Below are 12,727 nucleotides of genomic sequence, written 5' to 3'. Positions count from 1 at the left end.
CAGGCATCCCCACGCTTATCGACCGTCGCAATGCGGCTACTCACGGGGTTAATCGGGAACATGCCGAGCCTCCGGCAATCCGTCAAGCCTCCGCATGTCCTCTGTCCGGCTGGAGCCGTGGATGGCGCCCATGATCCAGCTCGCGATGCCCCTGTCGATGCGCGAGACATCGACCACCTTGCCAGCCAGCGGCCCCGCACAGATGGCTGCGGGCTCGCCTGCCACCGGCGCCCGAGCAAGTCGCTCCGCCCTCTCACGGTCCAGTTCCATCCGGCGGAGGGCCTCAAGCCGCTGTGGAACGGCCTTCATCTTGGCCATCTCGCGGTATGGGATTGCGCAAGGTTGGCCATCGTGGCCGACGACGCCAGAGATCCGATCCAGGGCACGGTCGAACAGGACATCCCAAATCGGCTGGCGATCGAAGAGCGCGAAGACATAGCGAGGCGCGATGAGCCGCTCGTACCGGACCTTCCGTCGCGGGCCACGGCTGCGGATGGACCATGCCTCTTCTGTCGGGAACCACACGTCAGCCAGCCCGAGGCGAAGCAGCCAGGCGCTTGCCGCCCGTTCCCGCTGCGGCGGTGTCGTGAGGATGAACCATTGGGCCGCCGTGCTCTCGCCCAAGGGCTGCCGCGCGTCTTCGATCGGCAGAACCTGCCCCATGTGATAGCTCACGCCGCAGTCCCCTTCTCTTTCGCCAGCTCGTCGAGCAGGGCCTCCGCCCAGGCGCGTTGCGCCTTGTAGGCGCGGGCCCATGCCACGTCGTCATCGGTCAGCGACCAGCCGCCCGCCTCGCGCTCTTCGATCAGGGCAAGGCGCCGGCCATTCTCCTGCGCCCGCTCCAGGATCAGTTGCCTGTCGCCCGGCTTGTATGGCGGCACCCGCTTGCGCTCGAAGAACTGCGCTGTCTCCACAAGCGTGCCCTCAGCCCAGGCGCGGGGGCCCTCGACCGAGGCGAACCAGCTCCTCAGAGCCGGCAGCTCGGCGAGCGGGCGGGGACGGACGATCTGTGCCAGGCCGCGGAAGGTGGCCATCGAGGGCCAGATGTCGCGCTTGGCGCCATCGCCATGCACCTCCACCATCCGGCGCAGCGTCTTCAGATCGTCGTCGCTCAGATAGGCCAGGTCGTCGGCCAGCCCGTCGAGAAGCCGGGCATGCGCCTCGGCATCCTCACCGCGCTTCGTTCGGAAGCCGAGCGGCGCGTAGAGCAGCCGCCGCACCCGGTGCCGGTTGGATTCGGTCTCAGCCATGTCTCACCCCTTTCTCAGCCGTCCCACCTCACCGCTCTCGCTCCCCCGTAGTGTCCGGAGCGGAACGTCTTATTCTCATTTCTGATTCTGACTCTAGGAGCGGACTGTCCGTGAGTGTCCGGCGGAACGTCCTGGACAGTCCCGGACTGTCCAGCGGACACTAATTCACAAACGTTCTCAGCGCCTTGCCATCAGACCATCCGTCCAGCCTTCCCGTTGGGCCTTGTCGAAAGCCGCATCGAAGTGCTGCGCCATGCGCCGGCCCTTCACGTTGCCGATGAGCCAGGCATCGATCCGCTCCACGAGCGTGTCCGAGACGATCTCGGCCTCGGCGAAGCGCCGGGACTCGCGCATGCGGAAGCGCAGACGGTCGAGCCGCTTGCGCACCGCATCGTTGCCCTTGGCGACCTCGGCCGCCTCTCGCTTCGTGATCTGATCGAGCAGCACATCGAGCACCTTGCCGTGCATCAGCCGCCGGTCACCGCGGTCGCTCATGCACGGCTCCCACCGCCAAAGGGGCGAGGGATCGCGCGCGCAGAGCGCCTGCCATTCGTCGAGACCGATGCGCAGAAGCCGGGCCTGCTGCAGCGGATCGACGGGCAGCGTCCCGAGCGGCGACTGATGCTGGGCGTGAAAGATCAGCTCCAGATAGCAGGCCCGCACCTCGCGCTCCGCCCGCAGGTAGAACTCGCTGTTGAAATAGGTCTGGGTCTCGAACCGCAGGAAGTACTGCCCCGGCAGCCGCTGCCCGGTGGGGATCGGATAGGTCGGCAGATCGGTGGCAGAGGTGATGAGCGTGGGCCGGGCCGGAGTGCCGGTCATGCGGTCCTCCGATCCTGCGGTTCCTGCAGCACGTCGAGGAGGGCAGCCGCCGCGCCAGGACAGGCGAGTTGCGCCCTGAGCCGCCCCGCCAGCGCTTTGCCGTCGAGACCGGCCAGCGAGGCGACCAAGTGGAAATCGCGGCTCCCAATCCAGGACCGGCCCACCTGATCGATTCCAAGCGCGTGGGCCCGGGTGGTCATCGTCCGCCCGGCGGCGCGATAGGCCACCGCGGCAATGCAGGCCCGCAAGACCGCGATCCAAAGGCGGCGGCAGGCCTCTGGATCGAGATCCGCCGCCGGGATCTCGGGGCGGGTCATCACGGAACCCGCCGCAGCGGGGGAAGGCAGTGAGGCCGTCATCAATGGTGCCTCGCGCCGCGGGGAACAAGCTCGGCCAGTGCCGCCCGCACCTGCTCCGGCGAGGCGAGCAGCTTACTCAGGCGCGCCATCAGGGCCGCGCCATCCAGCCCCGCCAGGGACGCCACGATGTGGAAGTCGCGCGAGCCGAGCCACCCCGAAGCGCCCACATTGCCCTCACCCAGCTCGCAGCGAAACGCGTCGGCGATGCCCGCGCGCAGGACCTCCAGCCAGAGCGCGCGAAGAGGATCGCGGCGTTCGGGTGCCGCGCCGGCCACCTGGAGCGCCGTCTCGCGAAGAACCACGTTGCGCCCATGGATCATTCGCCCGCCTCCACCATCGCCACCGCGCGGCTGGCGCAATCGATCAGGGTGCGCAGGCGCGCGGCGGTGGCGGCGCGCTCGGCTGGCGTCAGCGTCGCCCCGCCCGGGCCCTTGGGGTTGATGGCATCGATCAGCGCCGCCGTGGCGCCACCGCCCTGCACGGCGAGGTCGCCGATCAGCTGCGGCAGCGAGACCTCCCGCCGGTGCCTGAACGGCGGCGGATCGTCCAGGCGGCCAGCCGCGAGACGCGTGAAGGGGAATTCGCCAAGCGCGTCCTCGACGACGATCAGCGCATCGACCGAGACCGCGATCTGGCCCGATGCCATGCGGCTAATGGTGGAAGTGGTCGTGGTGTGACCGCTGGCCTGGCAGACAGCCGCGGCAGCCTCTGCGCCGCCAAGCCGACCGACCAGTTCGCGAAAGATGGCCGCATGGGCGAGAGGGACCGAGACCATGGCTAATCCCTTGATTGACAGTGATTTAGGTTGAGCGATGGCCGGCAGAGGCGGCGCCCGAGCTCTCCGGCCCGGTGCTCCGCCCCCTGCCCGCGCGCCCGCCCGTCGGCCAGGGCCGGCGCGATCTCATGCGAAAGCGGATTTCCTTCGCGGCGACGTGATTGGGTGTTGAGATGGCAGCATGACACGCAATGTCCCATCACGCGGCCTCTTCCCGGTCATCATCTGCCAACTCGGATGTCTCGACGCGCAGCGGCGGGCACGGATCGGCAAAGAAGTCTTCAGGCGTCAGAGGGATGCCGTTGGCGCGGGCATTCGTCAGCAGTTCTTGCTGCACCGGCGAGGGGATGAACCCGCCTCCTCCCCCAGCGACGTCTCTCGGCTTTGGCCAGCGCGAGACGCGCGTCGGATGCCGATTACAAAGCCTCGCGGTGGCAGCAACACCGCCGCATTTCCTAATCACACATTCCGCCGGACTGGTCATGAGACAGATTAGTGCCAATCTGGCACCTTATTGTCAATCTTGATGCGTGCTCTTATCGCAATTTCACGTAGGGGCCCATGGTGCCAATAGCTTAGCCATGGATGTGATCGACGGCGCTTGGCTTAAAAGGCGACTTCGCGACGGCTCGCGCGGCGAGAAAGCGCGCCTCGCCGAAGCGATGGGCATCAGCACCCAGCAGCTCTCAAAGGTGCTCGCCGGTACTCGCGCCGTGCAGGCCGAGGAGATACCAGCCGTCCTAAGCTATTTCGGGATGCACATCGCCGACGGTGAACGCGATGGAAGCGAGCCCCCCGGCTTTTCTGAAGCGGCCGTCGAGCCATATGAGGCGGATCGCAGCGGCGACATCGGGCTGCTAATCTCACTTGCTGGCAAGCGCATCGCGCACCCGATGACCTTCCGGTTGAAGTCAGATGCGAAAGATCTCGCCCTGATGAGGGGCGACCTTCTCATTGTCGACGCGAAAGGGGATCGCCGCGTCGGCGAGCTCGTCATCTGCACGATGACAGACGACTACGGCAACGAGGCCACTCAGGTGCGAAAGTGGCTCGACCCTTGGCTGATTGTCGGCAACGAAGCTGCCCACATCGGGGAAAACAGCCACACCATCGGAATTTTGGGCCGGGTAGTCGGCCTGATCCGGGGCAGCTGGATCGCCTGAGCAGGGCCTATGCTTCGTAGAATTCAAATGGATACGCGGCGTCTATCCGGACGCCGAAGTGCCCGTGATCGTCGCCGGGCCGCTCCCAGCCGCCTCGGATCCTCGCCGATGCGGTGACCTGGATGGCGGACAAGGCTTGAGCCCTCTGAGCCTCTACCCACTCTGCTGCGTCGTCCCGCGGCAAGTATCCCACGATCGACCCTTCCAGCCGAACCGCGACGGCGTTCTTGTCATGCGCATTGTGTGGCTGATGCTCGAGCGTCACGGTTTTGCGAACATCCACCCCGTCTCCTCCCGGGTCCCCCACCGCTCGCCGAATTGAGGCGCAGTATTGAGATTCGCCGACGACCTCTTGCAGGTAATGGCCATCGCCCCTGACCCGCAGCACTCGTCGCCGAGTGCCAACCTGCGCACTTGGCTCGGCCCGCCCAGCCCGAGCTGCATACTTCGACACCTGCGGCTTTGGCGACGGAGCATGTAACGCTGCACGCGATCCGCTCACATCCTTAATGACCAAAACTGCGACGAGGCCAAAGACCCCCGTCACACAGCCGATCAGCAGCCACCCCCAAAAACTGCGCCCCCGCGAGGATGCCGCGATCGCCGTGACGACGCCGAACGCCAGCCAGATCCATATCATGAATGCCCCTCCTCTCCGAGTTTTTCGAATCATGCCCCGGCTCAGGCGGGCCGATCAAGCTTCCAATCCAGTACAAAAGATTACGATAGGTGCGATAATAGCAATTTATAGCTTGACGTATTAGTGCGCTTTTGGCACCTCTCTTCTCCATCGGCCACCCGATGGAGCCCCACATGCCTTCCCTCGCCGCCCGCTCTCGCAACCGCCACCACTGGAGCCGCGCGCTGTTCTGCCGGCACCAGATGGTCTGGCGCCGCGACACCTTCGCAAAGATCGCTGACTGCCCGCGCTGCGGCGCGTCCTATTACCCCTCCGGCGGCTGGTTTCATCCGAAGATGCCGGGCTGGGCGCCCATGACGCTGGCGACGGCGCCCGCGGTCGCCGTACTACTCTGCACGATCCTGCTGGCGGTGCTGGCATGACCCGCCCCGACCCACCCCGCGCCGTCATCGATGCGCGCGCCGTTCTGGCGGCACCCGATCAGTACCGGCCGTCGCTCGTCGCTCTGGCGCGGCTGGTCACCGCCACCTGGTACGGCACCCGCCGGCGCCAGCTGCGCCCGAAGCTGCGCGTCATCCAAGGGGGCCGGGTATGACCGGCGCCCAGCCCTACGACCCCAACGAGGGGTTCACCGCCTCCGAGGGCGTCCAGCTCCGCGAGATGCGCCTCACAGCCGCGCGGGCTCTGCGAGACGGCATCGGCACAGCCGAGCGTGTCCTGCTCTCCGAGATGAGCCTGCTGCGCGACCTTGCCGCCGCGCGCGGGCTCCACCTTGCGCCGCCCATGCTCGCCCCCGTTCAGGGCGGCTGGCAGATCATCGACCTCCTCGCCATCGGCGCGCAGGGCGGCAGCATCTCGGGCGTCATCGACGATTGGTGCGCACGGGTAGATCGCCTCTACGGCGCCGCCCAGGCGGGCGCGGCATGACCCAGCCGCGCACCAACATCCTGGCCGAGGCCAACCGCGCGGTCACCGTGGATCGTGCCGCCACGCACGGCTCGGCCGAGCAGAGCTTCGGCCAGCTCGCCGCGCTCTGGTCTGCTCTCACTGGCGCCGCCATCACCCCTGCCCAGGTGGCGCTCATGCTCGCGCAGCTGAAGATCGTGCGCGCCTGGAACAACCCCGGTCATGGCGACAACTGGGTCGACCTGGCCGGCTATGCCGGTCTCGGCGGTGAAGTCGCCGGCGCTCAGGTCCAGCGGGCACCGCGGCAGCAAGGCGGCCCGCCCGAGGGCCTCTTCATGCCCAGCGATGAATGAGCCCCGAACCCCGTCTCTCACCCCTGCCGAGGAGCCTTCCATGCCTGATGGCCAGATGAAATCCGACCCCGACTTCGACGCGGCTCAGAAGCCCATCATCAGCGCCACCGGAACTGAGCTGCGCGCCTTCATCGAACGCTACGAGCGGCTCGACGCAGAAAAGAAGGACATCGCGGATGCGCAGAAGGAAGTGATGGCCGAAGCCAAGGGCCGCGGTTTCAACACCAAGGTCATCCGCAAGATCATCGCCCGCCGCAAGCGCGACGCCGATGACATCGCCGAAGAGGAATCCGTCATGGAGCTCTACCTCTCCTCCCTCGGCATGTGACTTCTCCCGAGTTGCGGCGATGCCCGGGGTTCCTCCACCCCGCCGCCCACCACTCACGCGTCCGGCGCGGGCATCCGCCGGCAGAGGAGTTCTCCCCATGGCTGACCTGCCCGCCTTCGCCCGCTTCTGGATGATCGCCCGCCAGCCCCGCCGCCAGGGCGACAAGACCGAGCCTCGGCAGCGCTACAGCTCACGTGCAGATGCGCTCGCCGCCGCCACGCGCTTGGCCGAGCAGACAGACGCGCCCTTCGTCCTTCTTGAAGCGGTCGAGGTCATTCGGCCCGGCGCCGCCCCCACCACGGGAGAGCTCTTCTGATGCACGAGATCTTCGACACGCTAAACCGGCTCTCCGACGAGCTCGACCGGATGCCGGTGAAGGACATGCCCGAGCGGCTGGTCACCGAGATCCTTGAACAGGGCGGCCACTTTCCCCGTGCCGACTTCAAGGCGCTGGAGACGGGAGAGGTGCGGGCAATGGCGCAGTTCCACCTTCATGCGCTCACCGCAACAGCGCCCACCCCCATGCAGGCTGCCGATCTATGGCGTTGCGTCGCCCGCACCGCGATCGGCGGCTACAAGGCACCGGCAGATCCCGGAGACCTCGTCCGCCTGCGCGCTCAACTTCGCTGGCTGGCGGTGACGCCGGTGCTGGCTCTGCCGATGGCCGCCCGCTGGGACTGGGCCAATCTCGTCATCGCCATCAGCAACGATGCGGCAACCCGGCTCACCGCCGGGCGTATCCTCGCGGGCGCGGGACTGGCAGCATGAAGCTCATTGATCCAAACATCGTCATGCGGCACCGGCAGGCAAGAAAAAGGGGCAAGCATGCCTGAACAGATCCAGCTGTCCCGTCGCAGCAGCTGGCGCAGACCGGAGGGGGCTGTCGTCGTCGCTCTGTCGAGCCTCTGGGGCAATCCCTACCGGATCGGTCACACATGTCCCGCCGAGGGCATCACCCGCTCGCTGACGAGGCAGGAAGCCGTCGAGCGCCATGAGGCGTGGCTGACTGGGGAGAGCGTCGGGGCAAGCGCTGAACGCGCCTGTGCGCGGCGCGAGTTGCGGGGGCAGGATCTCGCGTGCTGGTGCCCCCTCGAGGGACCCTGCCATGGAGACGTGCTAGTCAGGCTAGCGAACGAGGAGCCAGCCTGATGCCCTCCCCACGTTCGATAAAGATTGCCGTGACAGACCGTGAGGCCGCGCACATGCTGTCGCTGCCGCTCGACGAGTTCACGCGGTTGGTGGATGCGGGGGCCTTGCCGCGGCCCGTCATGCTGGCCAGCAACCAGCGGTGGGCGGTGCGGGCCCTGGAAGACGCCCTCACCGGGGCGAAGATCGAGGAAGAGGACGAGTTCGAGACATGAAGCGCGTCGACCTGCCCTACCTGGAATTCAAGACGATCAAGGGTAGGAGCTACATCTACTTCCGCAAAGGGAAGTTTCGGCGGCGGCTCCCTGACGATCCCGGCTCCGAAGAGTTCAGCGTCGAATACTGGGCGACCCGCAACGGCCAGCGGAAGGCGCCGATCAAGACAAGCTGGAACGCGCTGATCGAGAGCTACCTCGCCAACCCAGCCTACCTGAAGCTCGCCGCCGGCACTCGTGCCAACTACCGCAGGCATTGCGATGCCATCCGCGAAAAGAACGGTCCGAAGGACATACGCGCCTTCCGACGCAAGCATGCCATCGCCGCCCGTGACGCACTGCAGGAGACCTGGAGCAAGGCGAATGAGCGGGTGGCGGTGCTCTCCGTCCTCTGCCGTCACGCCGTCGACCTGGAATGGATCGAGCGCAATCCGGTGGAGGACGTGCCAAAGCTGAAGGGCGGGGCATACGAGCCCTGGCCGGAGGCGAAGCTCCGCGCCTTCGAATCCTACTGCGACGCGCACGGGCTGACGACGACGCGGACCGCGTATGAGGTCGCGCTCGGCACGGGCCAGCGGATCGGCGACTGCATCAAGATGCGATGGGAGGATTTCGACGGGGAGTTTATGCGCGTGGTGCAGGAGAAGACCGGCGCCGACCTCTGGATCTTCTGCCCTTCCCGCCTGCGCAGCTACCTCGACACCTTGCAGAAGCGCGGCGCCTACATCCTCGCGAAGAACCTCACGCAGCCGCTCGGTAAGCGCCAGGTGCAGGCGGCGATCGAGGAGGCGCGGGAGGGAATCGGGGTTCTCACCGGCCCTGGCCGGCTCGTGCCGCATGGGTGGCGCTACACGGCCGCGGTGCAGCTCTCCGAAGCGGGCTGCAGCGACAGCGAGATACAGGCCGTTACCGGCCACAAGACGCTGGAAATGGTGCGGAAATACCGTGCACGGGCAGACCAGCGGAACGCGTCGAAGCGGGCGCAATCTAGACGCGAGAAAGCCAGCCACCAAACGCCTTGAAGCGGTCTCGGAAAACCTCGAGCTCCGGGCACGTTACGCAAAGCGAAAACCCGTTCGACGCGATATATGGCTCTAGTCATCGTCACATGGGCCCGACTGCGCTCGATCTCTTGGTCCGGCATGAAGGTCGCTTCACTGCGGCACCTAGGAGCGTCTAAGAAGGGCGGAGAGCCGACCTTCGCTGCTGCCGCAAACCAGTGTCGCGGCAGGGCGGTTAGCGGCTAATCGCCGTGTGCGGCGATGGTCCTCAGATCGCGGTGAGCCTGCTTAGTGAGGCTCGCAGGTGAGTGTGCTCCACCATTAGTAACTTCGTCTATGCGCTAACTATTTATTAACGACCTGGAGACACTGTGGCACGGTCCAAGGGAGGTGAGGCCATGTGCGACAATTGCAACGAAGCTCTGCGAAGGATCGACGATTTGGAGCGCGCGCTGGTTGGCTACATCGAGCGCTACGGATTGTTGGATGAAGCTCGGACGGCGATGCTCGCTCCTGCAGTTCTTCCGCCGCGCGATATGATCGGTCGTTGTAGTCCGCGATTTAAACCTACCGCCACGGTAGTCAGCCTGCTCGCCGAGAAGAAGGCTCGCTTACGCTAGACGCAGCACTGGGGATTTTCGGTGGTCGGCTTTGATGTCCTTCCCAAAGCCCTTTGCCAGATCTGTCGCAGTCATGGCTTTTCCGTATAGATAGCCTTGTGCGTCATCGCATCCCAGGCGACGGAGTGAGGCCTCTTGATCAGCCGTCTCGACGCCCTCGGCCACGACGGTCTTGCCGAAAGAATGCGCCAGACCGATGACCGACCTTACGATCGCGGTGTCTACATCGGGCCTGGAGACGAAGCTCCTATCTATCTTCAGCGTCTGCACTGGTAGTTGTCGCAGATAGGCGAGGTTCGAAAAGCCCGTCCCGAAGTCGTCGAGCGATAGCCTGAAGCCCATAGAACTGAGCGTGTTCAGTTGCTCTTCAAACGACCGATCGCTGCCGACAAGGACACTCTCGGTAATCTCCAGCTCGAATTGGGACGCGCTTAGCCCGAACTCCTCAAGCGCAGCACGCTTGTGGGCGATCATCTCGTCGGACCGAAGCCGAAGAGCCGAGAGATTCACGGAAACTTTTAAATGCTGCAGGTTCGTCCCTTGCCACATGCTCACTTGCCTGCAAGCAGCTCGAAATACTTTTCTGCTAAGGTCATGGATGAGCCCAGTTTCCTCGGCGATACCGATGAAGTCCCCAGGATAGATAAGCTCACCTTGGTGCCGGATCCGAACGAGAGCCTCGACGCCGTTTAGACTTCCATCCGCCAGGGAGATCTGCGGCTGGTAGTGCACCTCGAGGAGATCATCGTTCAGCGCCTCCCTCAGCCGCGCTTCGTTAAATAGGCGCTCCTGTGCAGCGCGATCAAGCTCGGCGCTGTGGAAAGCATAGGCATTCCGGCCTCCGCGCTTCACTTCATAGAGGGCGCTGTCCGCAGCGGACATCATCGCGGTAGCATTGTCCGCATCATTGGGAAATATGCTGACACCTACGCTGATACCGACTTCGATATTGGCTTCCGTCTCGTCGACAAAGATCGGCTCGCGTGCAAGCTTCACCACTCTGTCCGCAACAAGCTTCGCCCCATATCGTCCGTGAACCTTAGGCAAAAGAATCGTGAATTCATCACCTGACCATCGGCACACGGTGTCCCCACTACGGACGCACGAGAGAAGACGCTCTGCGAGTTTCTTCAGCACCTCGTCACCGACCGCATGGCCATGGGTATCGTTAACGGTTTTAAACCGGTCAATGTCGCAGAAAAGGACCGCGCACTCCGAGTTTGATCTCTTCGCATCGTCCAGAGCGCTTGCAACACGAGCCTTGAATAGCGTTCGGTTTGGAAGCCCGGTCAGAGAATCATGGTGCGCTAAGAACTCTAGGTCCATCGCCAATGCACGACGCTTCGACACGTCTTGAAAGACGAGGACCCCTCCGATGATGTCGCCGGAACGACTCCGGATCGGCGCCGCCGAGTCTTCGATCGGGAGGTAAGAGCCATCCCGCCTTCTCAACATCGAGTTGGCCTCAAGCTCGACGATGGAGCCTGTTTGTAGAGCACGTGTCATTGGGCACGTAACACGCTGCTCGTCGGCCCCCCTCACATCGAATATGAGACAGACATCGCGTCCCGCGGCGAGCTCGGTGGTCCAACCGGTGAGTTCCTCTGCCACAGGGTTGAGGTAGGTGATTGCCCCGTGCTCATCGGTTGTGATCACGCCGTCACCTATGGACCGAAGTGTGACCTCGGAGAGCTCATGTTCCTGGTAAAGTTTCTCTTCGGCCTCTTTCCGCTCGGTGATATCTTGGATCTGCGACACGAAGTGAGCGACAGTTCCGTCAGCCTCACGGACAACGGAGACCGACAGAATTCCCCAGACAATATTTCCTGAACTTGTGATGTAGCGCTTTTCGTAATTATAGGCGTCTGCGGTACCGTCGATCAGCTTTTGTAATAGATCCAGATCGCCGGTGAGATCATCTGGGTGCGTTAGATGTTGGAAGTCAGTCGCGAGAATTTCTTCCCGCGTATAGCCTAGCATTCGGGTAAGTGCTGGGTTGGCGTCCATGAAGGACCCGTCCGGTCCGACAATTGCCATGCCGACTGCACTGTATCTGAATGCCCCCTCAAACCGGTCGCGCGACGTTTTTGCGGCTAGTTCAGCCATGCGCGCGCCGGTGGTGTCCCAGACGTACATATGGATGCCAATGACTGCGCCCTGATCGTCTAACTCCGGCACGTAATTGGCGATTGAGCTTCGAGGACCGGTCGGCGTCAGGATCGAGCGCTCATACGAGACTTGCTCGCCAGCAAGCGCCCTTTGGAGCATGGGCTCGACCTGAGGCACCAACTCTGGCGACAAGAGGTCGATGAAGTTTAGGCCGACAGCGCTCCCGTCTTGCCTCTCCGCCCAACGCCCCGCCGCCAGATTATGCTGACGCACCACCAAAGAGTGGTCGACGAAAGCATACGCGACAGGCGCCTTCTCCAGTCCAGAATGCATCGAGACACCTATCAACCCTGATCCACTGAATTACCTATCACCTCGTATATTCAACCGACTTTTGAGTAAAATGCTAGAGTGGGAGCGCTATCGGAAGGAACCTGGTCGACTGGCAATTGTAAGTCGCCATGCGCCACGAAGCGCAGCTCATCGGGCATCTCTTGGTAAAGTGGCCGTGCAGCGCCTGGTTAACATGCTGCGCGATGCGGGAATGTCAGGTTTGGTGCAGCCGTGTCCACGCGTTGATCTGGCCGGTGAACGACAGGTATGGGCCGGGGGCGACGGCCGCCACTGCCTGCTAGGCGCACGACGCGCTGCGCCGCCGCAGGGCCGCTCCGAGCCCAACTTGACCAATGCTGCGCACTGCATGAAGGTTCGCTCAGTCGCCGGTCAGCTCACGGCAGCCACGGATAGCGTTGGAACAACGACAACTTGCTGTAAGATGCGTTTATGATCCGCGCTGTTTTCATCAATCTGCCGACAATAGCCTTTCTGCTGCTGTTTCACCTCAGCGACAACCGGCTGCAAGCAGCCTTTGCCGGAATGATCTTGGCATGGGCAGTTATCCTCTCCGGTCAGCGTCAACCAGCCGTTGTGATTGGACTGAATCTGCATTTCGCGTTGATCGTTCCTTCGCTATTTTTGTTGTGGCGATATGGAGCGGATCCTGTAGCGAGCTGGATCGAGACATGGGTGTTGGCAACGGT

The 12,727-nt window shown here is 63.9% G+C and carries 22 protein-coding genes; 13 read left to right on the top strand and 9 right to left on the bottom strand.

Annotation, left to right across the window (positions count from 1 at the left end; genetic code table 11):
• Positions 1-48: 48 nt before the first annotated feature.
• The 7 genes from ACXN5S_RS19360 to ACXN5S_RS19330 all read right to left on the bottom strand — a co-directional run bounded on the left by ACXN5S_RS19360 (position 49) and on the right by ACXN5S_RS19330 (position 3,690).
• Positions 49-675 carry a transcription termination/antitermination NusG family protein gene (locus ACXN5S_RS19360; protein WP_458607132.1) on the bottom strand — a complete coding sequence of 209 codons (627 nt, stop codon included), beginning with the start codon at positions 673-675 and terminating at the stop codon, positions 49-51.
• Positions 672-1,250, bottom strand: a complete 579-nt coding sequence (locus ACXN5S_RS19355) for a hypothetical protein (protein ID WP_458607131.1) — start codon at positions 1,248-1,250, stop codon at positions 672-674. The genes ACXN5S_RS19360 and ACXN5S_RS19355 overlap by 4 nt, the downstream gene beginning before the upstream one ends.
• Before the next feature lie 177 nt (positions 1,251-1,427).
• A complete protein-coding gene (locus ACXN5S_RS19350; RefSeq protein ID WP_458607130.1) occupies positions 1,428-2,072 on the bottom strand; it encodes a hypothetical protein in 645 nt (214 codons plus the stop codon).
• A complete protein-coding gene (locus ACXN5S_RS19345; protein WP_458607129.1) occupies positions 2,069-2,389 on the bottom strand; it encodes a hypothetical protein in 321 nt (106 codons plus the stop codon). The genes ACXN5S_RS19350 and ACXN5S_RS19345 overlap by 4 nt, the downstream gene beginning before the upstream one ends.
• 41 nt (positions 2,390-2,430) lie before the next feature.
• Entirely contained in the window at positions 2,431-2,751 is a 321-nt protein-coding gene (locus tag ACXN5S_RS19340; protein WP_458607128.1) for a hypothetical protein, read from the bottom strand.
• Complete coding sequence (locus ACXN5S_RS19335; protein ID WP_458607127.1) at positions 2,748-3,206, bottom strand: hypothetical protein; 459 nt, start codon at positions 3,204-3,206, stop codon at positions 2,748-2,750. Before ACXN5S_RS19335 ends, ACXN5S_RS19340 begins: the two co-directional genes overlap by 4 nt.
• A 199-nt stretch (positions 3,207-3,405) precedes the next feature.
• Positions 3,406-3,690 carry a hypothetical protein gene (locus ACXN5S_RS19330; RefSeq protein WP_458607126.1) on the bottom strand — a complete coding sequence of 95 codons (285 nt, stop codon included), beginning with the start codon at positions 3,688-3,690 and terminating at the stop codon, positions 3,406-3,408.
• Between the two features lie 97 nt (positions 3,691-3,787).
• Here ACXN5S_RS19330 and ACXN5S_RS19325 point away from each other — a divergent pair, with 97 nt between their 5' ends.
• A complete protein-coding gene (locus ACXN5S_RS19325) occupies positions 3,788-4,369 on the top strand; it encodes a helix-turn-helix domain-containing protein (protein ID WP_458607125.1) in 582 nt (193 codons plus the stop codon).
• A 7-nt stretch (positions 4,370-4,376) separates the two neighbouring features.
• On the opposite strand, the gene ACXN5S_RS19320 is transcribed toward ACXN5S_RS19325, so the two are convergent.
• On the bottom strand, positions 4,377-5,009 hold the full coding sequence (locus tag ACXN5S_RS19320; RefSeq protein WP_458607124.1) for an HIRAN domain-containing protein: 633 nt from the start codon (positions 5,007-5,009) through the stop codon (positions 4,377-4,379).
• A gap of 173 nt (positions 5,010-5,182) precedes the next feature.
• On the opposite strand from ACXN5S_RS19320, the gene ACXN5S_RS19315 reads away from it, so the two are divergent.
• The 11 genes from ACXN5S_RS19315 to ACXN5S_RS19265 all read left to right on the top strand — a co-directional run bounded on the left by ACXN5S_RS19315 (position 5,183) and on the right by ACXN5S_RS19265 (position 9,578).
• Positions 5,183-5,431 (top strand): hypothetical protein, encoded by a 249-nt coding sequence (locus tag ACXN5S_RS19315; RefSeq protein ID WP_458607123.1) that lies wholly within the window; start codon positions 5,183-5,185, stop codon positions 5,429-5,431.
• Complete coding sequence (locus ACXN5S_RS19310; RefSeq protein WP_458607122.1) at positions 5,428-5,604, top strand: hypothetical protein; 177 nt, start codon at positions 5,428-5,430, stop codon at positions 5,602-5,604. Before ACXN5S_RS19315 ends, ACXN5S_RS19310 begins: the two co-directional genes overlap by 4 nt.
• Positions 5,601-5,936 carry a hypothetical protein gene (locus ACXN5S_RS19305; protein ID WP_458607121.1) on the top strand — a complete coding sequence of 112 codons (336 nt, stop codon included), beginning with the start codon at positions 5,601-5,603 and terminating at the stop codon, positions 5,934-5,936. Before ACXN5S_RS19310 ends, ACXN5S_RS19305 begins: the two co-directional genes overlap by 4 nt.
• Positions 5,933-6,268 carry a DUF6378 domain-containing protein gene (locus tag ACXN5S_RS19300; protein ID WP_458607120.1) on the top strand — a complete coding sequence of 112 codons (336 nt, stop codon included), beginning with the start codon at positions 5,933-5,935 and terminating at the stop codon, positions 6,266-6,268. The genes ACXN5S_RS19305 and ACXN5S_RS19300 overlap by 4 nt, the downstream gene beginning before the upstream one ends.
• A 55-nt stretch (positions 6,269-6,323) precedes the next feature.
• Entirely contained in the window at positions 6,324-6,596 is a 273-nt protein-coding gene (locus ACXN5S_RS19295; protein ID WP_458607153.1) for a DUF2312 domain-containing protein, read from the top strand.
• Positions 6,597-6,693: 97 nt separating this feature from the next.
• Positions 6,694-6,912: a hypothetical protein gene (locus tag ACXN5S_RS19290; RefSeq protein ID WP_458607119.1), complete on the top strand. Its 219-nt coding sequence runs from the start codon at positions 6,694-6,696 to the stop codon at positions 6,910-6,912.
• Positions 6,912-7,364, top strand: coding sequence for a hypothetical protein (locus tag ACXN5S_RS19285; RefSeq protein WP_458607118.1), 453 nt, complete (start codon positions 6,912-6,914; stop codon positions 7,362-7,364). The genes ACXN5S_RS19290 and ACXN5S_RS19285 overlap by 1 nt, the downstream gene beginning before the upstream one ends.
• Before the next feature lie 57 nt (positions 7,365-7,421).
• Positions 7,422-7,745 (top strand): DUF4326 domain-containing protein, encoded by a 324-nt coding sequence (locus tag ACXN5S_RS19280; protein ID WP_458607117.1) that lies wholly within the window; start codon positions 7,422-7,424, stop codon positions 7,743-7,745.
• 29 nt (positions 7,746-7,774) lie between these two features.
• Complete coding sequence (locus tag ACXN5S_RS19275) at positions 7,775-7,957, top strand: hypothetical protein (RefSeq protein WP_458607116.1); 183 nt, start codon at positions 7,775-7,777, stop codon at positions 7,955-7,957.
• Positions 7,954-8,979 (top strand): site-specific integrase, encoded by a 1,026-nt coding sequence (locus tag ACXN5S_RS19270; RefSeq protein ID WP_458607115.1) that lies wholly within the window; start codon positions 7,954-7,956, stop codon positions 8,977-8,979. The genes ACXN5S_RS19275 and ACXN5S_RS19270 overlap by 4 nt, the downstream gene beginning before the upstream one ends.
• 377 nt (positions 8,980-9,356) lie before the next feature.
• Entirely contained in the window at positions 9,357-9,578 is a 222-nt protein-coding gene (locus tag ACXN5S_RS19265; RefSeq protein WP_458607114.1) for a hypothetical protein, read from the top strand.
• Here ACXN5S_RS19265 and ACXN5S_RS19260 read toward each other — a convergent pair.
• A complete protein-coding gene (locus tag ACXN5S_RS19260) occupies positions 9,570-12,020 on the bottom strand; it encodes a sensor domain-containing protein (RefSeq protein WP_458607113.1) in 2,451 nt (816 codons plus the stop codon). The two genes, ACXN5S_RS19265 and ACXN5S_RS19260, sit on opposite strands and share 9 nt — an antisense overlap.
• Before the next feature lie 450 nt (positions 12,021-12,470).
• Here ACXN5S_RS19260 and ACXN5S_RS19255 point away from each other — a divergent pair.
• Positions 12,471-12,727 (top strand): hypothetical protein (locus ACXN5S_RS19255; protein ID WP_458607112.1); only part of this gene is annotated, 257 nt, incomplete at its 3' end.

It is taken from the genome of Pseudoroseicyclus sp. H15 (assembly GCF_054353345.1).
The sequence above is the reverse complement of the archived record's forward strand: the minus strand, read 5'-3'. Positions and strand labels throughout refer to the sequence as shown.